This window comes from Pseudomonas saliphila, from assembly GCF_008638345.1.
GTDB lineage: Bacteria > Pseudomonadota > Gammaproteobacteria > Pseudomonadales > Pseudomonadaceae > Halopseudomonas > Halopseudomonas saliphila.
On record NZ_VTVA01000010.1, the window covers coordinates 66,352 to 88,807 of the forward strand.

Genomic DNA, 22,456 nt, shown 5'->3' on the forward strand with positions numbered 1-22,456 from the left:
TCGCTGACCAAAGGGCCGCGACGAGTCGGTATTGCTTTTCATGTGTCTGTCCTTAGTTGCCAGAGCAGACGGAACAGCAACTGTCTGCGGGAGTGTCGGTGATGCGTGGGCTGAAGGCGAAGAGAATATTGTTCTCCAGGTGGATATGCTGCATCAGGTCCTGTCGAAACTCTTCGAGCCCGCGATACAACGCCTGCCAGGTGTTACATGCATCTGCGGGCGGGGTAATGTCGTTGGTGAGCCTGATCAGTTCATCCAGGGATTCACCATGCTGTTCGTGTTCGAAGCGCATGACGCTGATTGGCCCCGCCGCTTCACTCTGCTGTCCTTCGATCAACATCGGGAACAGAATGGTTTCTTCCTTGAGCATGTGGCTCTCAAGCTCTTGCTGCATGTTATTGAGGTGATCGGCCAAGCCGTTCGGGCAATTCGGCCGTCGGCCGTGCACCTGTTCAACGCGGCGTGCCAAGCGAATGAGTTCCGGCAGCTGCTCTCGGTGAGCGTCGTGATAGCGCTCGAGAATATGATTGATCAGTACAGAGGGTGACTCCTGTCGCCAATCCTTTTCGGTCGCATCGCCGGCCGCCTGGAGCGTCTTCAGCTGCGCAGCCAGTGCTTCAGCATCGATATGCTTACGGTTGGCTGCTTCTGCCAGGGTGACATGTCCGTTACAGCAGAAATCCAGCCGATGTTCGTGGAGAACGCGGGTAGCGCCAGGGATGGAGCGGGCAATATCGCCCAGGGAAGTATTCAGATAATCAAGCGTCATGGCGGAGTCTCAAAGGATGGTTACTCGGTAGCATTACCCAAAGCAAAGCCTGTGCCATGTCTCAAGCGTTTGAATTCCAATGGGAATTAGTATAAAAGGGTCGCTTGTACCCTCTCACTGAAGGGTAATAAAGCCCTTGCAATGGTTAATTAGACCCATGATCGAACCCCTGATACTCCCGGATCTTGTCGCTGAGCTGCCCGCTGCCGTGCGTCTGCAGCGACTTGTCCATGTACTACGCGAACATTTTCACTGTGGTGCTGTGGTGTTGTTGCAGCGCTCCGAAGACTGTCTCAAGCCTCTCGCCGCTACCGGTCTGGTACAGGAGGCGCTTGGGCGCCGATTCGATATCGCCAGTCATCCGCGACTGGCCGCCCTGATGTCGCGTAAGGAGCCTACCTGGTTCGATCCGGACAGCCCATTGCCTGATCCCTATGACGGCCTGCTGGACAGTTCACCGGGTGAGCCATTGCCCGTTCACGATTGCATGGGCGTCAGCTTGTATGGAGAAGGGCGCGTGTGGGGCGCGCTGACGATGGACGCGCTGCGGGCGGGCACCTTTGACGAAACGGCAAGACGCGAACTGCAAGCGCTGATCCCCTTGATCGAGGCATGCGTGCGGGTCACCCGGCTGGAGCAGGAAAATCGGGCACTGCGCCTGTCACGAACCGGAGAACAGCCTGGTCTGCCGGCGATTGACGAGCATGTGCTCGGCCATAGCCCGATCATCACGGGTCTGCTTGAAGAGCTGAGCGTGGTGGCCGACTCGGATCTTCCGGTTCTGTTGGCAGGTGAAACCGGTGTCGGTAAGGAATTGTTCGCACGCTGGGTGCACAGCAACTCGCGCCGTTCGAACAAACCGCTGGTGCATGTGAACTGCGCCGCGTTGCCTGAAACCCTGGCCGAGAGCGAGTTGTTCGGCCACGTCAAAGGCGCGTTTTCTGGCGCGACTGCCGACCGGGGCGGGCGCTTCGATGCGGCGCACGGTGGAACCATTCTTCTCGACGAGGTAGGCGAGCTACCCTTGTCAATTCAAGCCAAGCTGTTGCGCACCTTGCAGAACGGCGAGATCCAGCGTATCGGTGCAGACAAGCCGATCAAGGTGAATGTGCGGATCATTGCCGCGACCAACCGTAAGCTGGCTGAGTCGGTTGCCGCCGGTGATTTTCGTGCGGACCTGTACCACCGCCTGTCGGTGTATCCGGTACACATCCCTCCGTTGCGCGACCGCGGCAATGATATTCTGCTGCTGGCCGGGCACTTCCTGGAGTTGAACAGGATCCGGTTGGGCGTGCGCAGTCTCAGGCTCTCACCTGAGGCCGAGCAGGCGCTAATGGGATATCAGTGGCCCGGTAACGTGCGCGAGCTTGAGCATGTGATCAGCCGCGCCGCGCTCAAGGCGCTCGGCCGCAACGGGTCGCGTCAAGGCATTATCAGCCTTGAACCGGTGCATCTGGATATCGCCTCGTCGTCCCAGTCTGTTGAGCCCGTAGCGGACACCCTGTCCGCTACGTCGGCAGAGAAGGGGGCCGACCTGGCCAGCCTCAGACAGTTCACCGATGCCTGTCAGCGTCAGCATTTGCGCAGCGCCCTGGAGCGGGCCAATCACAACTGGGCCGCCGCCGCGCGCCTGCTCGACATCGACCCCAGCAATCTGCATAAGCTGGCCAAGCGACTGGGTCTCAAAACTAGCTGATCCGCCAGGCTATTCGGCGGCGTCCATGCCGCCGGATGCAAAACATCCCCCCATACGTCTCCCTCAGGCTTCAAGCCAGCGAGGACGCTTAACATCGAACGCTTCCCAGCGACTTGATTTAAATCAAATATAATTGAACTCAACGACAATTTTTATTCGTTTGTTGTGAATCATGTCAGCACCGACAATAACCGCCTTTCCGTGACAGCCGCTTTCCAGCGCTGTTGTAGCTGTCTATTGCCATTCCAGGGAGATTCGATGAGCCGCCCAGCCGAGCCAAGCATCACGTATAACTATGACGTGGTCCGCCAATTCACTATCGCCACCCTGATCTGGGGTGTCATAGGTATGGCAATGGGTGTGTTTATCGCCGCCCAGTTGGTTTGGCCCACGCTGAGCTTAGATGTGCCCTGGCTCAGTTTTGGCCGCCTGCGTCCCATTCACACCAATCTGGTGATCTTTGCCTTCGGTGGCGGGGCGCTCTTCGCCACATCCTTCTATGTTGTACAGCGCACCAGCCGCGTCAGGCTGATCTCAGACCGGCTCGCTCAATTCGTATTCTGGGGCTGGCAACTGGCACTGGTGGCGATCGTGATTACCTACTTGCTGGGCTATACGACAAGCAAGGAATACGCGGAGATGATCTGGCCAATTGCGTCCTGGATAACGCTGGTCTGGGTCGCCTACGCCTGGCTGTTCTTCGGCACCATTGCACGGCGCACCGTCAAACACATTTATGTCGGCAACTGGTTTTACGGCGCCTTCATAATAGTGACCGGCATGGTGCACGTGATTAATCACATGTCGATACCGGTGTCGCTGCTGAAAGCCTACCCGGTCTATGCGGGCGCGACCGATGCAATGATCCAGTGGTGGTACGGGCACAGCGTGGTCGGTTTCATCCTCTCTGTCGGCTTTCTGGGGATGATGTACTACTTCGTACCCAAGCGCGCAGAACGACCGATTTACTCCTACCGGCTGTCGATCGTGCATTTCTGGGCAATCATCGCGCTGTACATCTGGGCGGGGCCCCACCACCTGCATTACACCGCGCTGCCGGATTGGGCGCAGTCCCTGGGCATGGTGATGTCACTCATCCTGCTGGCGCCAAGCTGGGGCGGGATGATTAACGGCATGATGACGCTCTCCGGCGCGTGGCACAAACTGCGTACCGATCCGGTCCTGCGGTTTCTGGTGGTCGCGCTGGCGTTTTACGGCATGTCCACCTTTGAAGGGCCGATGATGGCCATCAAGACCGTGAATGCACTGTCTCATTACACCGACTGGACCATCGGCCACGTGCATGCCGGCGCGCTAGGTTGGGTCGCGATGATCAGTATCGGCACCATTTACCACATGCTGCCGCAGCTGTATGGGCGCAAGGAGATGTACAGCCTGGGACTGATCAATGCGCATTTCTGGATGGCCACCATAGGCACCGTGTTGTACATCGTCGCCATGTGGGTCAACGGCATTACCCAAGGGCTGATGTGGCGCGCAGTGAATGTGGACGGCACCTTGACCTATTCCTTCGTTGAAGCACTGTCGGCCAGCCATCCCGGTTACATCGTCCGCCTGATCGGCGGCAGCACCTTCGCTGCCGGCATGCTGCTGATGGTGGTCAATTGCTGGCTGACGATCCGCCAGTCGCAATCAGCACCTGAATCCGTGCGCGCGGCGCAACCGGCTGAGAGCGCGAGCTGATGACCATGATGCTCTTGGCCTCATTCGCGCTAATCGTTGCCTTCGGCCTGTCACTGGCCTGCGGCGTGATGGATGAGGCGCACATTGAGCAAGCCGCGCTGATTCCCTTCGCGGATGACCCGGACGCCGCCGAGCAGCTGACCCGGGAAACCGGGCGACGCTGCGAAACGGTGGTTTGCCCCGTCCAGGAACCCTTTGCTGACCAATCGTCGGTTGCTTATCTTGATGCCTGATCAGCATTGCTATTGATTGAACAGGGCTGGCTACCTGCGCCGCGGCGTATTGCCAGGCCGCTCTGTTACGGAGTCCCATGTTACAACGAATATTTCTGATGTCCGCGCGCATTGCGGGTTGGATGCCGCAGGCGATAACAACGCGCCCCATGGAATGGTTACGCTTGTCTACGGGGCTGGTATTGGCGCTGGGAGTCAGCGCCTGGCTCTGCCAGCTTCTGTTTGGTCACGATATTGCCGTAGCCTTGATCGGCCCGCTGGCTGCCTCGGCGATTTTGCTGCTCGCGGTTCCGTCGGGTGCCCTGGCGCAACCCTGGTCGCTGCTGGGCAGTTATCTGGTGGCTATTATGGTGGCGTCGTTATTGGCTAGCGTATTCGGTGCGACTATCGAAACAGCCTGCCTGGCAGCCGGGCTGTCGCTATTGTTGATGTTCCCGCTGCGCTGTCTGCACCCGCCCGGCGGTGCCATGGCGATTGTCCTGGTACTGACCTGGAACTCGATCGACGCGCCGGGCTGGACCCTGGGCGTGCCGGTAATGAGCATCGCGGTCTGTCTGCTGGTGTGCGCACGGGCGTTCAATCGTCTCACCGGCGTCAAACATGACAAGGGAGCCGCCGCCAATACCCACCACACCCGGGACCCCGTGGCTGAGCGCAGAGTCGGAATCACCGACGATGACCTGGACAGTGCATTGGACGAATTCGGTGAATTTGTCGACATCACCCGCGAAGACCTCGAACAGATCGTGCGAAACACCGAGCGGTCGGCATTGCGTCGGCAGATGCGTGGCACCCGCGCTGCGCAGGTGATGTCCCGCGATGTGCGATCGGTGACCCCGGATACCAGCGTCCTGCAGACGTTGCAAATGCTGCGCCATCACCATGTGAAGACCTTTCCCGTCATCGATCAGGATGGAACACTGGTGGGCATCGTGAGCCTGGGCGATCTGATGGGCCAGGTGGACGCTTCACCAGGGAGGCTGTTTGCCGCGCGGATGCAGATATGGCGCGATCAGCCGGTGAGCAAGTGGATGACCAGCCCGGTGATCAGCGCCGACAGCCACATGCACATTGTCGACATGATCCCGCTGATGTCCCGGCATGGGCTGCATTCGTTACCGATCATGGATAACGGCAAACTGGTGGGGTTGGTGACCCAGACGGATCTGATCGCTGCGCTGCATCAGGACCTGTTAATGCATCTCTAGCGCACGCAGGGCAGATTAAGCACGGAGCAGGGCTTGACTAGAACAGCGAATCCCGACGGCGGGACCAGCCTCGGTTGCTACTGGCGACTTCGCGCAGCAGGCTGAAGGCCTGTTGTAATGCGTCCGACTCCCGTCGACGGGTATAAACCAGATAGGTCGGAAAACTGAACTCGGGTGCCTGCGGTACCCGCTCGAGCACACCTGAATCGAGGTAGGGCTGGACAACCCGGGTGCGAAAATATCCGGCGCCGCCGTTCTCTATGATGTATTGCAAACCGAGCGGCCCCAGATTGAAGCTGAGCGGGGCGCGAATGCGTTCTGGCAGGGCGGCATCATGCAATCGACGAAAACTCTCACCCCAGTCGATATACACGTAGGGATCGGGACGTTGCGGTAGACGCACCTGAATAAGCTTTTCCTCGAGCAGCTCCTCGACTTGCAGGCCAGGCAGATATTCGGGCTGGTAAACCAGTGCCGCATCCAGCGTTCCATCCTCGACGCGGCGCAGCAGTTGATGACTCTCGCCGATTTCCGTTCGCACGGTGTGCGTCGGAATCTGCTCCCTGAGCAGCCGCACCCAGTCCAGTACCAGGGGATTGCACAAGCTCGGCTCTGCGCCGAGATTCAGTACGTTCCGATGGCCTTCCGGTAGCGGCAGGTTGCGTTGCGCGGCTTCCCAAGCCTGCACCATCTGGTTGGCATGCACGGCGAAGATTTCACCCTCTGTGGTCAGTTTGGCGCCAGAGCGGTTGCGGATGAACAGCGTGCAATTGAGCTGACTTTCAAGCGATTGAATGCGTGCGGTTACCGCGGCCTGGGTGAGATGCAAGCGCTCAGCTGCAGCGATGAAGCTGCCGCCGCGGATGATCTCCAGAAAAGTACGTGCCAGTGTTGTGTCCACGGGGGATTCCGGAAAGTCGTTAACGAGGTAAGTAGCTGTCCGGCGCTGCGGTTTATGTCGAGCCGCTGCGAGCGGACCCGCATAAAGCACAGATGGGTTCCGCGGAAGCCTGTAGCGCGCGCTGGGCACTGTCATTACAGGCCTTGCAGGGACGGTTTTCTGTTACCGCCATGGGGCGGCCACCGAGGAAAGCGCAAAGTGCCCGGAAGAGACCGATCAAGCCCACGAGCATAGTGAGCGCAGCAAGCATGTAGGCGAACTGTTGCACCGGGTCCGCGGCAGCGACGGCGTTGCCTGCGGCTTCGGTATCGGTGCCGAGCAGCAGCATGCCGGCCGAGCCGGACACGGAGAGCAGAACGGGGGCAGTGAACTTGTGGGTCCACTGCTGAAAGTTTAGTCGATTGATAAATGGGTCCTGTCCTGGTTGCGTACGGGGCCGATCATAACACAGGGTTTTCGACCAGGCTTGCGCGCAACTTCACCTGTTCGGGTGGAAATTGCAACGGCAGCTATTGCTCTGTATGGCCTATTGCAGAGGCCTGTAGCGCCTGAAACTCAGCCTCGCGTGCCGCTCCAGCGAGGCCAGCTCGCGTTCACCCAGAGCGACAATCCGATGAGCGCCCCTCCGAGCAGCAGGCGTTGAATATCCGCCTCCTGGTTCCAGATAATCAGATTGACCACCAGGCCGGCAGGGATCAGCGCGTTGTTCATGATGCCCAGGGTGCCTGCGTCGACCTGCGTTGCCCCACGGTTCCAGAAGAAGAATCCTAGCCCCGACGCCGCCAGGCCCAGCCAGCTCAGAACGCCCCATTGAACGGCTGTATGGGGGAGCCGGTGCGTATCGCCAAGCAATAACCAGGCGGGCGCTGCGACAAGGAGTGCACCAATAAAGAAGAAACCGAAGCCGTGCCATTGTTGGCGTACGTCGACCTGATAATGCCGCACGAGATGCGCATAACCGATTTGTCCGGCCGCAAAGGTCAGGTTGGCCAGCTGCAACAACAGAAAGCCGCGGATGTAACTGTCACTGATCCCGTCGTAACGGATGACGGCCGCGCCGAGCACCGCTATCAGCGTCGCCACCACTGGGCCGATGCTGAATCGACGTCTGAGGACATTGTCTGCCAGCGCGACATACAGGGGTGTGAATATAGTGAAAAGCAGTACTTCGGGCACGCTCAGCAGTTCAAATGACAGATACAGGCAAATGTAGGTCACGCCAAACTGCAGTGCGCCGACCAGTAACAAGCCGGGAATCATCCCCCGCGGTAGGCGCGCCGGGCGCAGCAATGGCAGGAAAAGCAGTCCTGCCAGTACGATCCGCGTCAGCACGGAGAAGTAGCTATCGACCTGGCCGGCGAGATATTCGCCTATCAGACTGAAGGAGACCGCCCACAACAGGGTGACGGCAATCAGGTGGAACATGCAGCCTTACTCCGTTAAACACCGCCAATGGTGCGGGCCGCATGGTAAGCGTTCAGAGGCCCGACGACAAACACGACCGCTCTGTTCCAGCTTTTTTGCCGCGTTGCGCCTGAATTGGGCCGAACTACCCGCCTCAGGCGTCGTCTCAGCTTGAACCACTCTGATTCGGAGCAACGTATATGGCGATCTTGAGTACGGGCGACATTGGTATGGGCACGCTGGCTAAGCGCACGCTCAAGGAGTTCGGTGCTGACGACATGTCGTCTTACTCGGCGGCGCTGGCTTACCAGGCACTTTTCTCGATATTCCCTTTTATTCTGTTTCTGATGTCCATGCTCGGCTTCCTGCATCTGCCACAGTTCTTTGAGTGGTTGCGTTCGCAGGCAACGACGGTCTTACCCGAAACCGCGGCGGAGCAGATAAACCCGGTAATCGACCAGCTACAGTCGCAGGACGGCGGGCTGCTTTCCTTCGGGATTCTGATCGCGCTCTGGACGTCATCTGCAGGCATGCGCTCCCTGATGAATGCGATGAACAAGGCCTATGACGTCACCGAGGAACGGCCGACCTGGAAAGTGTTTTTGCTTTCTGTGGTCTACACCATTGGCATTGCTATCGTTCTTCTGTTGATCGCCGCGCTGATGATCATGGGCCCGCAGGTGATGGAATGGTTGGCCGCGCAGGTGGGGTTGCAGGATATCGTGGTGACCATCTGGACCTGGCTGCGCTTGCCCGTGGCAATCTTTTTGATGATGTTGGTGGTCGCGCTTCTCTATTATGTCGCGCCGAATGTGGAGCAAAGCTTCCGCTTTATCACGCCCGGTTCGGTGGTTGCCGTCCTCGTCTGGATAGCCGCCTCGCTGGCGTTCGGTTATTACGTGCAGAATTTCGGCGACTATGATGCGACTTACGGCAGCGTAGGGGCCGTTATCGTATTGATGTTGTTCTTTTATATATCCTCGGCCGTATTGCTGCTTGGCGCAGAGATAAATGCCGTGATCGAACATGCCTCGCAGGACGGAAAAGAGAAGGGAGACAAGGAGTTGGATTCCTGATCTGGGGGTGCGAGGCAATCGCTTTGATATCGAGGAGATTGGCGTAGCGCAGGAGTCGGCGAGCGTGGCCCATATTACAGGGACCGTTTGATCATCTGATGGAAGAATCGCCCACGTCCGTGATGGACGTGGGCGATTTAGCTACGGATCATTACCGCGACGGTACTTCGTCCTCGTCATGCGAAATGGTGACTTCCACACGACGATTCATCGCACGGGATGCCGGGGTGTCGTTATCGGTTACAGGATGCGCCTTACCCAGACCCACTGTATCGATGCGGCCGGGCTCAACGCCCTCACGAACCAGCGCATGTCGCACTGAGTCGGCTCGCGCCTGAGACAGCTGGCGGTTATAGGCATCGCTACCAGTGCTATCGGTGAAGCCCTCTACCAGGATCTTGCGCTCGGGATTTTTCTTCAGAAAATCCGCCAGGCTGCGAATGCTGGAGTTGGCCGCCGGCTTGAGATCCGCTTTGTTTACGTCGAACAATACGCTTTCAAAGGTGACAACCGAGCCACGCTTGGTTTCCTTCGCGTTGAGTTGCTCGCGCAGTTGATCGATCTCTTTTTCACGAGCGGCAAGGCGGGTTTTCGCGCGTTCTTCCGGCAGCTTTTCGTAAGCTTCTTCAGCTGTACGCAAGACAATCGTCTGGCGTGCCAGCTCGACTCGACGGTCCGTCAGATAAGCCAGATGATCAATCTTGTCCTGATCAGAACCCTTGTTCAACGCCTGCTCGGCTTCTTCAAGGGCTTTTACTGCATCCTGAGTTTCGATAGCAGCGTACTGGCGTGCGTCCGGATGGCTTTGCAGGTCGCTTACATTCTGCTGCGCCTTTTCAAAATTGGGATTAGGCTGAGTTGCGCAGGCCGTCACCAACAGGCTCATGGCAAAACAGGCCGGTAGAGCGAAATAAGTACGCATGGATCTACTCCTTGCAAAAAACAAATGGGCCGGGTGGTTCAGTTACTACGGCGAAGGCTTTCTTCACGCAATTCAATGCTGCCTTCCTCTGCCTGACGCAGGGCGCGTCGCGCTTTTTCAGCACGCGCTTTGCGCTCGGCTACCCGGGCGTCCCATTCAGCTTGTTCGGCCAGGTGTCTGGCCTTGTCATACTGCTCGTTGAGGCTGGCCTGCTCGGCTTGAGAGAGCTTCTCTCTCGCCTTGCGCAATTCAACAGGTGCGTACTCGGCGCCTTCGGCAGTGTCTGCTGCGGTCACTGCCTGCTTTGCGACCGCAAGTTGCGTAGTCGGTGGTGGGGTGCCGGCACAGCCAGCGAGGGTTACGGCGGCGCCAAGCGTGACAGCGGCTATCAGCCGCTTGGGGGCGTGTAAAAGAAAATGATCAGACATGGTCCCAACTCCTGGTTACGGATATACGAACTACGTCTCCGTCACTGGCTCCACCTGGTGCAGAGCCCGATAATCAGGGCTTATACGCTTTGGCTGACCAGAAGAGAGATATCGCAGTTCCGGCACTATCGCAGTTTCGACAGCACATAGCTTGTAACTGTTCAGTAAATCGTTCAGTCATGGCTGCGCAAAGCCGCACCACGCATGCTGGGGAGTGTCTCATCGGGTCAGTTGATGAGGTATGCTGACGTTTTTGCACGGCGGGAATAGAGCATGGCGCAATACGATTTTGATCTGTTTGTTATCGGTGCGGGCTCCGGCGGGGTTCGAGCAAGTCGCATGGCGGCGGCGCTGGGCGCGCGGGTCGGAGTAGCAGAAGACCTTTATCTGGGTGGAACCTGCGTCAACGTAGGCTGTGTCCCCAAAAAGCTGTTCGCCTATGCCGCGCATTTTGCAGAAGATTTTGAAGATGCAGCCGGTTTCGGCTGGGACCTGCAAAAGGCCGGATTCACCTGGAGCCGTTTGCTGGAGAACAAGAACGCTGAAATCACCCGGCTCAACGGTATCTACCGCAACCTGCTGATTTCCGCCGGGGTTACGCTGGTGGAAGGGCGGGCACGGTTCGTTGACTCGCACAGGGTCATCATCGGTGATATGACCTACAGTGCTGAACGCATCCTGATCGCTACGGGTGGATGGCCCCACATCCCCGAGTTTCCCGGGAACGAGCATGTCATCAGTTCCAACGATGTGTTCTTTCTGAAGGAACTGCCGCGGCGTACGGTGGTGGTGGGTGGAGGTTATATCGCTGTCGAGTTCGCCAGCATTTTTCATGGCCTCGGTTGCGAAACCAGCTTGCTGTATCGCGGCGACCTGTTTCTGCGGGGCTTCGACAAGGACGTGCGCGAGCACATGGCGCGCACCTTTGAGGCCAAGGGGCTGGATCTGCAGTTCAATGCAGATGTTGCGCGCATAGACAAACTGGACGACGGCAGCCTGCGTCTCACCCTGAAAAACGGTCAAACCCTGGAAACCGACCTGGTGCTCTATGCAACCGGTCGCCATCCGAATCTCGCGGGTCTGGGTCTGGAGAACACTGAGGTCAAACTGACCGAGAAGGGTTTTGTGGAGGTTGATGAGCTTTACCAGACCAGCGATCCGGCCGTATTTGCCGTTGGCGATGTAACCGATACTGTGCAGCTGACACCCGTGGCCCTTGCTGAAGGCATGGCGCTCGCTCGCCGCCTGTACAAGCCGGATGAGTACATTCCGGTCGACTACGAGCATATCGCTACCGCCGTGTTCTGTATTCCGAACATTGCAACACTCGGCCTGAACGAAGAGCAGGCCCGGGCCGCAGGGCATCGCCTCAAGGTGTATGAAAGCCGTTTCCGCGCGATGCGCAATACACTCGCCGGGCGTGCCGAGCAGAGTTTCATGAAGCTTATTGTCGATAAGGACAGCGACCGCATACTGGGCATTCATATGATTGGTCCGGACGCAGGCGAGATCATTCAGGGGCTGGCCGTGGCGGTGAAGGCGGGCGCCACCAAGGCTGTGTTTGATGCGACCCTGGGGATTCATCCGACTGCGGCAGAAGAGTTCGTCACCATGCGTACGCCGACCCGCGAAGACTAGACTCTGGCAAGGGCGGGCGCGAAGCCTGAAAATGTAGCTGCGTCACGGTTGGCGCAGCTCAATTGCGCATTAAGCCGTTTCAAGCTGAGCGCATCGACATGCGGAGCCTGAGTCATGACATGGTTCTATGCCTTTGACCTGTTCGGGGTGGCGGTCTTCGCGATCACCGGCGCACTTATGGCCGGGCGCAAGTCGATGGACCTGCTGGGTGTACTGGTCATAGCGGTCATCACGTCGTTGGGCGGTGGAACGCTGCGCGACGTTATTCTCGACCGCCATCCGGTGGTATGGATACGGGACGATACCTATATCGTGGTGGCAATAGTCGCGGCCCTGGCAACGGTGCTGTGGGTGCGCCTGACGCGGCCCATCCATGAGACCGGGTTATTGGTGGCCGACGCCTTCGGTCTGGCGGTGTTCACGGTGATTGGCACGCAAGTGGCTATCGCGGTGGACGTACCACTGAGTGCTGCAGTGATAATGGGCGTCATGACCGGGGTCGCGGGCGGGGTGTTGCGCGACATCATTTGCAACGAGATCCCATTGATATTCCAGAAGGAAATTTACGCGACTGCGAGCATTGTCGGCTCGTTGCTCTACATCCTCCTGTCCCGGATGAATGCACCAGCCGGCCTGGATGTGACCCTGGCCATGCTCTCGGTGCTGGTGATCCGGCTAGCTGCCATCCGTTGGCAGCTGCAGTTACCGCGCTTTCATCTATTGGATCGGGACTGAGCTCGTCAAGTCCAACCACTAATTATTGCGGGTGATCGCTGTGGGCTTCGACAGCGGGCTTTTTCTTCGGCTTCGGTGCGTCCTTATGCACAGCGACCTCAACCTCCACTGTCCCTGCCTGCTCAAAACGCAGCGTCATGGGAAATTTTTCGCCATCCACGAGCGGTTGTTGCAGGTTTATCAACATGATGTGATAACCACCTGGCTCAAGGATGACGCTCTCACCAGCGTCAATAGTGAGGTCTGCAGCCTTCTGCATTTTCATCAGGCCACCGGCATGAACATGCTCATGCAGCTCGGCAGACTTGGCGGCAGGGGTTTCGACTCCAAGCAAACGGTCACCCACCTCGCCATTGTTATCTATCCGCAGATAGGTAGCGCCCGTTGTCGCAGTGGTTGGCATCGCGCGAGCCCAAGGGTGATCGATAACCAGACTCTCGACCTGATAGTCATGGGCTATGGCCTGGCCAGCCATACACGCGGCAGCGACAACAGCAAGTACGGTCTTATTAAAATGCACAAGTGACTCCAGCAGCTTGGATGAGTATCCAAGAGTAGCCGGCGCAGTCGCTGCTGCACAGAGGGCGCGACCCTTTGAAGCGGCAGAAGGTGGTTGCGCCCCGGTCTTATTGCGTGACGGAAGCCGATTGAGGAGGCGGAGCTGCATTCCATTTCGGATAATGGCATATTGATATGTGACCCAGGTTGCAGCGTTTTTCACCCGATCAGTGAACTGTGATTGAGTTGACCTAAAAGCACAGACGAGCGACTTTTCGCCTGACGGCAAATACCGCACACTCCTCAGCAAGTGCTAACCAGGAGTCTGTGATGCATAACACAGTGGATGAGCAGCAGATGAACGAGAGACGAAAACTGGAGCGTCACAGAGTGAGCAGCAGCCTAGAGGTCTATGATCTGGATACCGGCGATTTGCTAGGTCGAGTGGTTGACCTGCACATCGAAGGATTGATGTTGTTAAGCGAAAAGCCGATCGAAATGTTCAAGTCCTACGCGCTTCAGGTGAACCTGCCGATGACGCTCAATGGCATTACCGAATTCATGCTGGACGCCGAAAGCAAGTGGCGCCGTGAGAGTATCGCAGGCGGTCAGTTCTGGACCGGCCTGCAATTCACTCACGTGCCTGAGGACTCCCGCCACTGCATCGAGAAAATGGTCGCAAGCCGCTAACGTCTGCCTATCCCGCTAACCCCCGCCCACCTCGGTGCTGTCCCCGGCACCGAACCTGTTCTGACAATGGCTGAACACTTCGCCGGGAAGGGGAGATGCTCGACCACTCCTTTAAAAATGATAATCGTTCTCATTGACATTGATTATGGAGTAGCTAATATCTGTGAACCTTAACGTTTACGGAGACAAACCCATGGCCGCAGCGACACAAATGGCAGGTTCCTGCCGACTCCTTCGTCAGGCCTGGCGTGCCTTGCAGCAACAGAACGCCACTCAAACGCATACCGAGAATGATCGGCGGGATACCACCTCCCGTGACACGACTCGCCAGCGTTAAAGACCCGTTGTTCTCCGCCTGGGTGTTAACGCGTGGCAGAGCAGGGCAGAGCCTTGGGTTGAACTAACAATCCCATCCTTTGCCATAGACATACGACAACCTGGAATTGGAGATTCGCATGTCAGACCACGTATACAAGAGAGTGGAAATAGTCGGTTCATCAACGACAAGTATCGACGACGCCATTCGCACCGCCATCGCCCAATGCAGTAAGACCGTCCACAACGTGGAGTGGTTTGAGGTTCAGGAGACTCGAGGTCATGTTGAATACGGCCAGGTCGCGCACTTCCAGGTAGTGCTCAAGGTCGGCTTCCGTATCGAGGCCAGCGCTTAATTATCCTACGCTGACCAGGCTTCACTAAGGCGTCCCGGCTCACGGGACGCTTGTCTATCTAGTATTAGAACTCCGTAATCCTTCCCTGGCTGCATCATTCTGCCAACAAACTCCTCGCTTCAAGATTGCCGTGGTGATCAACCGCGTCCCGCTAGAAGCTGCAACTTTCCCGCCCCGTTCGAGTCACCAATAGGACACGCCGTATCAAGACTGTTCCCACTGCCTGCAGGAGGATCCGCCATGCAAGTCAGCCAGGTAATGACTTCTCGACCTGAATTCACCGATGCCGACACCAGCATCCGCGATGTTGCACGCAGAATGATTGAGCAGGAGAGCGGCTTTGTTCCCATTGCAGACGGTGAAGCGCTCGTCGGTGTCGTCACTGATCGCGACCTTGCGCTGCGAACACTGGCCGACGACAAGAGCGCTGCTGACAAGGTCAGCAGCATCATGACCAAGGAAATCTTGTTCTGTTACGAGCAGGATGACATTACCGACGTTCTGCGTCAGATGCGGGAGTTCCAGGTTCAACGGCTGGTTGTACTGGATAATCCCAATGACAAGGATTTTATCGGGGTGGTGTCGCTCAGTGATATCGCTGACAAGTGCGATAGCGCCGAAATGGCCAAACGGCTCGTGGAATGTTGTAAACACTATCGTTAGTTTAGCGGTATACCGCTCAATGTTTCAGCTCAAAAAGGACGGGATATGACGGCAAATATGGCCGCTAGCTTCGAAGAAATTCATGTTGTGCGTAACATCCATGGTCGAGAGTTCCTCGAGATCAATCATCCGGCCGTTCGGGCGCGGATTTCTCTGGAGGGCGCGCATATCGTTTCCTGCACGCCCTCTGGAGCAAAACCGCTGTTATGGATGAGTCCGATTGATCCAGAGGAACCTGGCAAACCGCTGCGCGGGGGCATCCCGATTTGCTGGCCGTGGTTCGCTGGTGAGCGGCCCGGTCCGGCACACGGGATTGCCCGCACCAGCCAATGGGTCCTCACCGATACAACCAGTGCGCCGCATCAACTACGACTCATGCTTGAACTGCCCGAAGCCGCCATTACCCGACAGCTGCCCGGTGAGCGCTGGCGGCTCCAGGCCGAATTTGTGTTGGGCCAGACCTTGTCGGTAAACCTTATCTCCACCAACCTCAGCGATAAACCGCAAGTACTCAGTCAGGCACTGCACACCTATCTGCCTGTGCGCAGCATCCATTCGACTCGGCTCTGGGGGCTTGAAGGCGCGTCGTATGTTGATCAGGTCACGGGCGTAGCCTCGAATATCCAGCATGGTGCCGTAACATTTTCGGGTGAGGTAGACCGCATCTACTATGATCATCGGTCACCGATTCAGCTGGAAAACGGTGACGACCACCTGCTGGTCATCAGCCGCGACGGCAGTGAATCCGTGGTGGTATGGAACCCCTGGATTGAAAAGAGCGCCAGACTCAGCCAATTCCCTGACGACGGTTATCTCGAAATGGTTTGCATCGAAGCCGCCAACGCCGGTCCGGACGCCCGCATCCTTGAACCTGGCGAATCCCATGCGCTGAGCACCGAAATCAAACGCGTTTAAGCGGGAGAGGGCGCAGACATGCCGAGCGACCTGACCACAGTAAAGGAACTGGTGGATCGTATCGGCGAGCCTAAGGATCACTCATACAGTCAGCAAACATAGCTTGGGTCCATTCTTTAGACTCTCGAACGCGAGCATTCGGTCCATTGCTGCTTCTGGCCGGGATTATCACCCTGGTGCCTGTGATTGGCGGAATCCCCGGCGTGCCGACGGTATGGGCGTCATGGTGTTGCTCACTGCAGGTCAGCTGCTGTTCGGACGCCACGCGTTCTGGCTACCAGACGCCTTGCTGAATCGATCGATGGCGCGGGACAAGCTCGACAAGGCCGTTCGGCGTACCAGACCGGCCGCGGATTTCATCGACCGGTTGTTCAAACCTCGCCTGACAGCGCTGATCAAAGGCCCTGGCCTTTATCTGATTGCGATTGCCTGTGTCCTGATCGGCTTGGTGCTTCCGGTCATGGAGCTGATACCGTTCAGCGCGCTGAGCGCAGGTGCTGCGTTGGCAGCGTTTGGTATTGCATTGATTGCCTGGGATGGATTTCTCGCGCTGATTGCTTTGATCATCACACTAGTTGCGCTGATGTTGGTCGTTGCTTACTTTTTCTTCTGATGAATTAAGAGGACGTTCGCTGTCACAGGCTCAAAACGTCCCCCAGAAATCTCGTGGAGTTGGGGTGTCATTAGCATGGTGTCGACACGCTTTGTACTAGCTTCTCTGGAGTCCCTAATACATGATTTAACATAATATAGATTATACGAACTTAACCTGTAGGTGGCACGGGAGTGGTCAGGGGGCTTTCAGATGCTGAGTGGCACAGAACACTCTCATAGCCGGCAGTCACTTAAAGCGCTTAATGGACAATGACCGTTGTAAGCTTTGCATTGCGTTCGACCTGTTCCGGTAGTCCAACCGCCAGGACTTTTACACGCTAGCAAGGCTAGCCCCAAGTGTTCAGGCCCTGGTTCACTGTTTGAGCTCTGTGCTCGCACAACGATCTTATTAAGCGCTCGCACTGCCACTCAGCCAGGGCTCAGCGATCAGCTGAAAGAATCCGGGCAATGGGGATTCCTCCGGTGACATTATTGAACTGATGAATTGAAGGACCGATGTGTTGTCTAATGAAAGTACGGTCGAATTCCGACCGTTACCAGGAGCACCACCATGACCAGCACCACGGACAAGATCAAAGGCACGGCCAATGAAATCGTTGGCAAGGGCAAACAGGCTGTGGGCAAATCGGTCGGTAACGAGAGCCTTCAGGGCGAAGGTGCGGCCCAAGAGCTCAAAGGCAAAGCACAAAACCTGAAAGGCGACGTAAAGGATGCGATCAAGGATCGCGTCGACGAGTCCTGATACACGAAGTGAGTCTGAACGCTGGCGCGCTGTCGCGCCAGCACAGGACTGCAGGTAACACCGCCATCTGCGGTGGACGCTTTCCGCTCAGTACACATCCTCCAGATACCGCCCGTTGGCTCTGGCTACAACAAGATTCCAACTAGCCAGCCTCCGCCCCGTCGTTACGCGAAAACCGTATTCAAATAAGTCCCTACGCCAAGGCGAAGCAAGATCGCGTGGCCGTACAGCGCGTCACTCGAAAGCCTGCACTACTAAGTGCCGTTTCAGGCCAGATCTATACCCGGTCCCAAATAGCGCCTCACGCACTGCCTTTTAACTCTCCGCCATACGAAATTCCCGTTCAAGACCACCGATTGGCCGTATGGAGCAAGTGGTGAAAACAGGGATGTTTTCACCAAGCCTCCAGGGATGGATTCACGGCGTCTTGCGCCATACGGCCAACCAATGGGCGATCAGCGCAAACTGTCAGCATCAAGCCCATACCACCCAGCACCTATGAAAGCGTCAATAGGGTCCATAGCCCATGGATAGAAGTATATGCAATATCCGATAACAGCTAGACCCGGATATTGCATATAAGGCGCTGGACCCGCACACTAGAGCCTTCAAATGAGTCACTCAAGCTCCAAGGCGTACCCCGATGCCAACATCTCCAGCTCCTTTGTTCGAAACCTACGACAGATTCCTGGAGCTGAACTTCAGCCAGATCAGCAATGAACTGCCCCTGGTGCGCGATTATCTCTCCCGGTTTCCGCCCGAGGTCCACGCTGCTGAGGGATATTCAGCCGTTCGTGGTTTTCTGAAATCCTATTCGGGAAACGCAACAACCTATACCTCGTATCGCACCCATGTTGAACGCCTGCTGCTGTGGGCGCTGCTTGTCGCGCAAAAGCCCTTGCTCGAGCTGCGGCGCCGGGATGCCGAAGCCTTTATGGAGTTTTGCCTGAGGCCACCCGCCGACTGGGTCGGACCCATGGTCAAGGCGCGTTTTGTGCGTGTCGGTGGCCGTAAAAAACTCGAATCTGATCATTACGACGTCAACCAGGCCTGGCGCCCGTTCAGCGTTACCGTGCCCAAGCGTAACCGCCTGATGACTGACGCAAGCAGTCAGGACCTGGCGAATCGACCCTACAAGATGTCCCAGGGTTCGGTCGCTCAGGTATTTGCCGTGTGCGGCAGCTTCTTCCAGCATGCGATCGACGAAGGCCTTACCGAAGTGAATCCCTTTCGCGCCGTCAAACAAAAATCCATCTACAAGCAGCGTAATACGCTGGATGTCGCCGGCCGGTCGCTGACGCCATTGCAATGGAACTATGTCATCGACGTGGCCGAGCAGATGGCCAACGAAGATGAAACCCACGAGCGAACGCTGTTCATTCTGACTACCCTCTTCTCCATGTACCTGCGCGTATCCGACCTGGTCGGACGCGACAACTGGGAACCGACGATGGGCGATTTCCGACGCGATACCGCGGGTAACTGGTGGTTCCACGTTGTGGGTAAAGGCAACAAGGCGGCGAAGATCAGCGTGCGTGACGATTTCATTGAGAATTATCTTTCGAGGTATCGCCGACATCTCGGGTTGCCTGCCCTGCCCTCACCACATGAAAGCCAACCGCTGCTGTCCACACTCAAAGGGCGCGGTGGGCTCTCGGATCGTCACCTGCGGCTGTTACTGCAGCAGGTGTTCGACCGAACACTGGAAAGAATGGTCGCCGAAGGTTGGACGGATGACGAAGTGGATCATCTGCGTTCAGCCTCGTTGCACTGGTTACGGCATACCTCGGCCACCTTCGACGCACCACGCCGGGACATGAAGGACCTGCAAGCAGATCTCCGACATAACAGCCTCAGCACAACCCAGAATACCTACTACAACTCGCTGGACGAGCAGCGCGCGCATTCAGTGAAGAATCTGCGCATCAAGGACTGATTGCACCGTTCAAGCCCCGTCCGGGATTCTGGACTCAGGATCAGCAGCTGACAGTATGTGGTTGTTATCAGTGACAACCCGGTTTCGCCCGCTCTCCTTGGCCTGATACATCGCGCTATCCGCGCGCACCAACACATCCTTGAGGCTGTCTCCCGGCAGCCACTCGGTGACCCCCAGGCTCACCGTCACCGGCTCGCGCAAGCCAAAGTCCGTGGCTGCTACGCTTGCCCGCATGCGCTCGGCAAGTTCAGTGGCGCCTGGCAGGTCTGTTCCGGGGACAAGGACCATAAACTCTTCACCGCCCCAGCGGCCGAACTGATCGCCCTCTCGCAGGCAGGTTTGCAGACTGTGTACCAAGGTTTTTAGAATCCGATCGCCTTCGTCGTGCCCGTAGGTATCGTTCACCTGCTTGAAGTGGTCGATATCAAACAGTATCAGGGAAAAACCATGACCATAGCGCTCGGCGTTGGCCAAGGCGGTTTGTACCAGATCTTCTATTCGATAGCGGTTCATCGCCCCGGTCAGCGAATCAGTGATTGCCAGTTCGTGGAGATGCTTGTTCGCGCGAGCAAGTGCCTCTCGCTCGGCCTGCAAGCGCTCGTTCAAATGCGTCACTTCGTGGGCCGAAGCCAACACTGCCAGATCGTCACCCAGGTCTCTGGCTGCCACCAATTCCTCCGGCTGCCACGCCAGGCTTCTCCCGCGAACCTCCTCCCGCCATACGGCAAACGACTGTCGGGGCGTAAGCACGAGCTGGTCGCCCACCTGCTCCAGTTGTTTTTGCGGTTGACCGGCCCAATCAATCGTTTCTACCTGCTCGCGGCGGAAGAACAATAGCCAGCCGCGGGTCGTGACATCTATCACCAGGGGCATGGCCAGCAGCCCACAACAGCCACAATCGATGTCCCTGACTTGCGGGAACCCGACCTCCGCCAGGCAAGTGGTAGACCAGGGATTGAGCTCTTTCCACTGCTCGGCCAGCCAGCCAGACAGATCTAACAGCTGGGATTTTTCCGGGGTACAGCCATGCCGTGAGGTACGGTCGCGGTACACCAGCGCCACGCCTCTGGCCCGAAATAGTCGCAGCCAGTCGGCAGCATGTTCGGCGAGAATCTGCTCTGGTCCCTGCTCCTGTAATTCGCGCGCTACCATGACCCGGTTTTGATGAATCTGCTCCCGATAACCAGCCTCCTTCTCGGCTTTCAACAGGAACAAGCGCTGGGCCGCCACCCGCACCAGGATCACGACACTATCGCGACCCGAAGGCGTCAGCACTGCTGCATCGCGCTTATGACACGCCACCAGCCCCCAGAGCCCGGCACTCGAATGAATAGCCACGGACAGTGACGTAGCGACGCCCATGTGCCGCATATACTGCCGGTGCACGGGAGATACGGCGCGCAGAGCCCCGCAACTCAAATCTATGGGCGGTTGTTGGGACGGCACCAGAGGTGCCGGATCCTGATGCGCATCGGCGATAAAGCGCAGCTGGTTAACCTGATAGAGCGCGCGCACCTGAGGGGGGATATCACTGGCTGGAAAGTGGTGATTCAACATCGACGACAACCGCTCGTTACGGCTTTCCGCCACCACGCGACCATTCCAATGTTCGTCGAACTGGTAAACCATAGCGCGATCATGACCGGTTATATCCCTGACCGCGGCGACCAGTTCATCCAATACACCCGCTTCTGTATCGGTATTGACCAGCCTGTTTAAATGCTGGTTAACCAGGGAGAGCCAGCGATAACGTGTTCCGGGTTCAACGGGTTCCAGCTCCACTACCACGGAGCCGCCAGTGTGAAAGGCCATCACATGAAATCGACAAATGGTGCCTTCGATTTTACGTCCAACTACCAGCCCCGGGAGTAACTGATCACTGTCGGCAAGCCCTTCATGCAGGCTGCGGCAAGCCTTGCTACCCAACAATAACTGCGGCGAAGTCGACAGGCTGTCCTTGACCGAGATGCCCAACAATGCCTCGATATTGGCACTTACCTGTTTAACCTGGGTCAATTCCCGATCGAGAACAATGGACACGCCAAAGGGTTGAATGGCACCAGGAATATGTACCGGTTCGCTGTCACAGACGGCGAGAGCTGCTTCGATCTCCGTCTCGGAGTAAATGGGTTTAGTTTCCATGGGTGGGAAGCTGCCACTGGTCAAGATGAGTACGCAATGCAGAAAACGTCATATCCGCTCCCTCAATGATATTCTCGATGTCATTCCGGTGTTCAAATGCCAGGCCCTTGTCCAACCAGCGACGAAACGCCGCCCAGGAGTCGTTGCCTCGATGAAGGTTGAAGAAACCGGCACCTGAATGCTCGTCCCGATCCAGGGTGTCAGCTAGATGTCGGGAGATAAACCGACCACCCTGGGTAGAGCCCTCGATCACATAGAGCACTCCCAGCAGATATCCCTCACGACCGCTCAGATGGGGCTCGACGGTCGGTCGAGGCACCGGCGGCATGGCACAACCCAGCGCTTCGCAGTCACTGCTCAGCAAGGGCGCGCGAGGCAGATAGCGATAATCCGGATCCGGAAATCGTGACAGTAGCGCTGCTGTGGCGGGGACCAGCTCCGCGTCCAGGGCCTGGTAGAAAGCCAGCATGGACTGCAGTAGCTCGCGGTATTGCGACTCGGTGAGTTGACTCGACAACAGGCGTTTCAACAGCGGCTGAGCTTCAAGGGCCACATGCGCTGGCCGTGTCCGCTCACGCAGGTGTTCCAAGAGTGTTGGCCCCATAGTGCCTCCAGGCGTAACGGTGAATCTACCGATGAAAATGACGGGGACCCTGTCAGCCGGACTATTCAAGGGCTTGTTGACCAGGCTCAAGCGGCCAAGTTTACGGGTTACCCGCAGCGCACTGCCAATGCTTTATGCCATGCCGTCGGCGGTACAAGACCCTCCCCCAGCCAGCAGAGTGCCTTCGCCCGTTGCCGCGACTCGGGAACCGTCGGCCCGCAGTCCAGTCGGTTCAGGTAGCACCCTCATTTTTTGCAGCTGGATCC

Annotated in this window: 22 protein-coding genes; 14 read left to right on the forward strand and 8 right to left on the reverse strand. The window is 57.4% G+C overall.

Going from position 1 to position 22,456, the window contains the following annotated elements; all coding sequences use genetic code 11:
• Positions 1 to 52 precede the first annotated feature (52 nt).
• Positions 53 to 769 carry an iron-sulfur cluster repair protein YtfE gene (gene ytfE / locus FHK95_RS12325; RefSeq protein ID WP_150304930.1) on the reverse strand — a complete coding sequence of 239 codons (717 nt, stop codon included), beginning with the start codon at positions 767 to 769 and terminating at the stop codon, positions 53 to 55.
• Between the two features lie 157 nt (positions 770 to 926).
• Between ytfE and norR the strand changes: the two genes are divergently transcribed.
• From norR to FHK95_RS12345, 4 genes are all read left to right on the forward strand, one after another.
• Positions 927 to 2,465 carry a nitric oxide reductase transcriptional regulator NorR gene (norR, locus tag FHK95_RS12330; protein ID WP_150304931.1) on the forward strand — a complete coding sequence of 513 codons (1,539 nt, stop codon included), beginning with the start codon at positions 927 to 929 and terminating at the stop codon, positions 2,463 to 2,465.
• 258 nt (positions 2,466 to 2,723) lie between these two features.
• Positions 2,724 to 4,169: a cytochrome-c oxidase, cbb3-type subunit I gene (gene ccoN / locus FHK95_RS12335; protein WP_150304932.1), complete on the forward strand. Its 1,446-nt coding sequence runs from the start codon at positions 2,724 to 2,726 to the stop codon at positions 4,167 to 4,169.
• On the forward strand, positions 4,169 to 4,402 hold the full coding sequence (locus FHK95_RS12340) for a hypothetical protein (protein WP_150304933.1): 234 nt from the start codon (positions 4,169 to 4,171) through the stop codon (positions 4,400 to 4,402). The genes ccoN and FHK95_RS12340 overlap by 1 nt, the downstream gene beginning before the upstream one ends.
• Positions 4,403 to 4,479: 77 nt before the next feature.
• Complete coding sequence (locus FHK95_RS12345) at positions 4,480 to 5,610, forward strand: HPP family protein (protein WP_235906772.1); 1,131 nt, start codon at positions 4,480 to 4,482, stop codon at positions 5,608 to 5,610.
• Between the two features lie 37 nt (positions 5,611 to 5,647).
• On the opposite strand, the gene FHK95_RS12350 is transcribed toward FHK95_RS12345, so the two are convergent.
• A complete protein-coding gene (locus FHK95_RS12350; protein WP_150304934.1) occupies positions 5,648 to 6,511 on the reverse strand; it encodes a LysR family transcriptional regulator in 864 nt (287 codons plus the stop codon).
• A 555-nt stretch (positions 6,512 to 7,066) separates the two neighbouring features.
• Positions 7,067 to 7,936: an EamA family transporter gene (locus FHK95_RS12355; RefSeq protein WP_150304935.1), complete on the reverse strand. Its 870-nt coding sequence runs from the start codon at positions 7,934 to 7,936 to the stop codon at positions 7,067 to 7,069.
• Between the two features lie 179 nt (positions 7,937 to 8,115).
• Here FHK95_RS12355 and FHK95_RS12360 point away from each other — a divergent pair, with 179 nt between their 5' ends.
• Positions 8,116 to 8,991, forward strand: a complete 876-nt coding sequence (locus tag FHK95_RS12360) for a YihY/virulence factor BrkB family protein (RefSeq protein WP_150304936.1) — start codon at positions 8,116 to 8,118, stop codon at positions 8,989 to 8,991.
• Positions 8,992 to 9,142: 151 nt separating this feature from the next.
• On the opposite strand, the gene FHK95_RS12365 is transcribed toward FHK95_RS12360, so the two are convergent.
• Complete coding sequence (locus tag FHK95_RS12365) at positions 9,143 to 9,913, reverse strand: OmpA family protein (RefSeq protein WP_150304937.1); 771 nt, start codon at positions 9,911 to 9,913, stop codon at positions 9,143 to 9,145.
• A 38-nt stretch (positions 9,914 to 9,951) separates the two neighbouring features.
• Complete coding sequence (locus FHK95_RS12370) at positions 9,952 to 10,341, reverse strand: DUF4398 domain-containing protein (RefSeq protein ID WP_150304938.1); 390 nt, start codon at positions 10,339 to 10,341, stop codon at positions 9,952 to 9,954.
• Positions 10,342 to 10,614: 273 nt separating this feature from the next.
• Here FHK95_RS12370 and gorA point away from each other — a divergent pair, with 273 nt between their 5' ends.
• Both gorA and FHK95_RS12380 read left to right on the forward strand, forming a co-directional pair.
• On the forward strand, positions 10,615 to 11,979 hold the full coding sequence (gorA, locus tag FHK95_RS12375) for a glutathione-disulfide reductase (RefSeq protein ID WP_150304939.1): 1,365 nt from the start codon (positions 10,615 to 10,617) through the stop codon (positions 11,977 to 11,979).
• 114 nt (positions 11,980 to 12,093) lie between these two features.
• The gene (locus FHK95_RS12380; protein ID WP_150304940.1) at positions 12,094 to 12,714 is read left to right on the forward strand and encodes a trimeric intracellular cation channel family protein; all 621 of its coding nucleotides are present in this window, start codon (positions 12,094 to 12,096) and stop codon (positions 12,712 to 12,714) included.
• A 22-nt stretch (positions 12,715 to 12,736) separates the two neighbouring features.
• On the opposite strand, the gene FHK95_RS12385 is transcribed toward FHK95_RS12380, so the two are convergent.
• The gene (locus FHK95_RS12385; RefSeq protein ID WP_235906773.1) at positions 12,737 to 13,234 is read right to left on the reverse strand and encodes a copper chaperone PCu(A)C; all 498 of its coding nucleotides are present in this window, start codon (positions 13,232 to 13,234) and stop codon (positions 12,737 to 12,739) included.
• 308 nt (positions 13,235 to 13,542) lie between these two features.
• Here FHK95_RS12385 and FHK95_RS12390 point away from each other — a divergent pair, with 308 nt between their 5' ends.
• The 7 genes from FHK95_RS12390 (at position 13,543) to FHK95_RS12420 (ending at position 19,444) form a co-directional block, all read left to right on the forward strand.
• Positions 13,543 to 13,902 (forward strand): PilZ domain-containing protein, encoded by a 360-nt coding sequence (locus FHK95_RS12390; protein WP_150304941.1) that lies wholly within the window; start codon positions 13,543 to 13,545, stop codon positions 13,900 to 13,902.
• A gap of 455 nt (positions 13,903 to 14,357) precedes the next feature.
• Positions 14,358 to 14,573 (forward strand): dodecin, encoded by a 216-nt coding sequence (locus FHK95_RS12395; protein WP_150304942.1) that lies wholly within the window; start codon positions 14,358 to 14,360, stop codon positions 14,571 to 14,573.
• Between the two features lie 240 nt (positions 14,574 to 14,813).
• On the forward strand, positions 14,814 to 15,236 hold the full coding sequence (locus FHK95_RS12400; RefSeq protein ID WP_150304943.1) for a CBS domain-containing protein: 423 nt from the start codon (positions 14,814 to 14,816) through the stop codon (positions 15,234 to 15,236).
• Positions 15,237 to 15,281: 45 nt separating this feature from the next.
• Positions 15,282 to 16,151 (forward strand): D-hexose-6-phosphate mutarotase, encoded by an 870-nt coding sequence (locus FHK95_RS12405; protein ID WP_150304944.1) that lies wholly within the window; start codon positions 15,282 to 15,284, stop codon positions 16,149 to 16,151.
• A 223-nt stretch (positions 16,152 to 16,374) separates the two neighbouring features.
• Positions 16,375 to 16,764, forward strand: a complete 390-nt coding sequence (locus FHK95_RS12410; RefSeq protein ID WP_206668575.1) for an exopolysaccharide biosynthesis protein — start codon at positions 16,375 to 16,377, stop codon at positions 16,762 to 16,764.
• 552 nt (positions 16,765 to 17,316) lie between these two features.
• Positions 17,317 to 17,508: a CsbD family protein gene (locus FHK95_RS12415; RefSeq protein ID WP_150304945.1), complete on the forward strand. Its 192-nt coding sequence runs from the start codon at positions 17,317 to 17,319 to the stop codon at positions 17,506 to 17,508.
• Between the two features lie 643 nt (positions 17,509 to 18,151).
• A complete protein-coding gene (locus tag FHK95_RS12420) occupies positions 18,152 to 19,444 on the forward strand; it encodes a tyrosine-type recombinase/integrase (protein WP_178114785.1) in 1,293 nt (430 codons plus the stop codon).
• 9 nt (positions 19,445 to 19,453) lie between these two features.
• On the opposite strand, the gene FHK95_RS12425 is transcribed toward FHK95_RS12420, so the two are convergent.
• Complete coding sequence (locus tag FHK95_RS12425; protein WP_150304946.1) at positions 19,454 to 21,586, reverse strand: sensor domain-containing diguanylate cyclase; 2,133 nt, start codon at positions 21,584 to 21,586, stop codon at positions 19,454 to 19,456.
• On the reverse strand, positions 21,576 to 22,190 hold the full coding sequence (locus FHK95_RS12430; protein ID WP_150304947.1) for a biliverdin-producing heme oxygenase: 615 nt from the start codon (positions 22,188 to 22,190) through the stop codon (positions 21,576 to 21,578). The genes FHK95_RS12425 and FHK95_RS12430 overlap by 11 nt, the downstream gene beginning before the upstream one ends.
• Positions 22,191 to 22,456 lie beyond the last annotated feature (266 nt).

Bases quoted from the DNA above. Each gene is read 5' to 3' on its own strand.
- ytfE (WP_150304930.1), bottom strand. From the start codon at position 769: ATGACGCTTGATTATCTGAATACTTCCCTGGGCGATATTGCCCGCTCC.
- norR (WP_150304931.1), top strand. From the start codon at position 927: ATGATCGAACCCCTGATACTCCCGGATCTTGTCGCTGAGCTGCCCGCT.
- ccoN (WP_150304932.1), top strand. From the start codon at position 2,724: ATGAGCCGCCCAGCCGAGCCAAGCATCACGTATAACTATGACGTGGTC.
- FHK95_RS12340 (WP_150304933.1), top strand. From the start codon at position 4,169: ATGACCATGATGCTCTTGGCCTCATTCGCGCTAATCGTTGCCTTCGGC.
- FHK95_RS12345 (WP_235906772.1), top strand. From the start codon at position 4,480: ATGTTACAACGAATATTTCTGATGTCCGCGCGCATTGCGGGTTGGATG.
- FHK95_RS12355 (WP_150304935.1), bottom strand. From the start codon at position 7,936: ATGTTCCACCTGATTGCCGTCACCCTGTTGTGGGCGGTCTCCTTCAGT.
- FHK95_RS12360 (WP_150304936.1), top strand. From the start codon at position 8,116: ATGGCGATCTTGAGTACGGGCGACATTGGTATGGGCACGCTGGCTAAG.
- FHK95_RS12365 (WP_150304937.1), bottom strand. From the start codon at position 9,913: ATGCGTACTTATTTCGCTCTACCGGCCTGTTTTGCCATGAGCCTGTTG.
- FHK95_RS12370 (WP_150304938.1), bottom strand. From the start codon at position 10,341: ATGTCTGATCATTTTCTTTTACACGCCCCCAAGCGGCTGATAGCCGCT.
- gorA (WP_150304939.1), top strand. From the start codon at position 10,615: ATGGCGCAATACGATTTTGATCTGTTTGTTATCGGTGCGGGCTCCGGC.
- FHK95_RS12380 (WP_150304940.1), top strand. From the start codon at position 12,094: ATGACATGGTTCTATGCCTTTGACCTGTTCGGGGTGGCGGTCTTCGCG.
- FHK95_RS12390 (WP_150304941.1), top strand. From the start codon at position 13,543: ATGCATAACACAGTGGATGAGCAGCAGATGAACGAGAGACGAAAACTG.
- FHK95_RS12395 (WP_150304942.1), top strand. From the start codon at position 14,358: ATGTCAGACCACGTATACAAGAGAGTGGAAATAGTCGGTTCATCAACG.
- FHK95_RS12400 (WP_150304943.1), top strand. From the start codon at position 14,814: ATGCAAGTCAGCCAGGTAATGACTTCTCGACCTGAATTCACCGATGCC.
- FHK95_RS12405 (WP_150304944.1), top strand. From the start codon at position 15,282: ATGACGGCAAATATGGCCGCTAGCTTCGAAGAAATTCATGTTGTGCGT.
- FHK95_RS12410 (WP_206668575.1), top strand. From the start codon at position 16,375: ATGGTGTTGCTCACTGCAGGTCAGCTGCTGTTCGGACGCCACGCGTTC.
- FHK95_RS12415 (WP_150304945.1), top strand. From the start codon at position 17,317: ATGACCAGCACCACGGACAAGATCAAAGGCACGGCCAATGAAATCGTT.
- FHK95_RS12420 (WP_178114785.1), top strand. From the start codon at position 18,152: ATGCCAACATCTCCAGCTCCTTTGTTCGAAACCTACGACAGATTCCTG.
- FHK95_RS12425 (WP_150304946.1), bottom strand. From the start codon at position 21,586: ATGGAAACTAAACCCATTTACTCCGAGACGGAGATCGAAGCAGCTCTC.
- FHK95_RS12430 (WP_150304947.1), bottom strand. From the start codon at position 22,190: ATGGGGCCAACACTCTTGGAACACCTGCGTGAGCGGACACGGCCAGCG.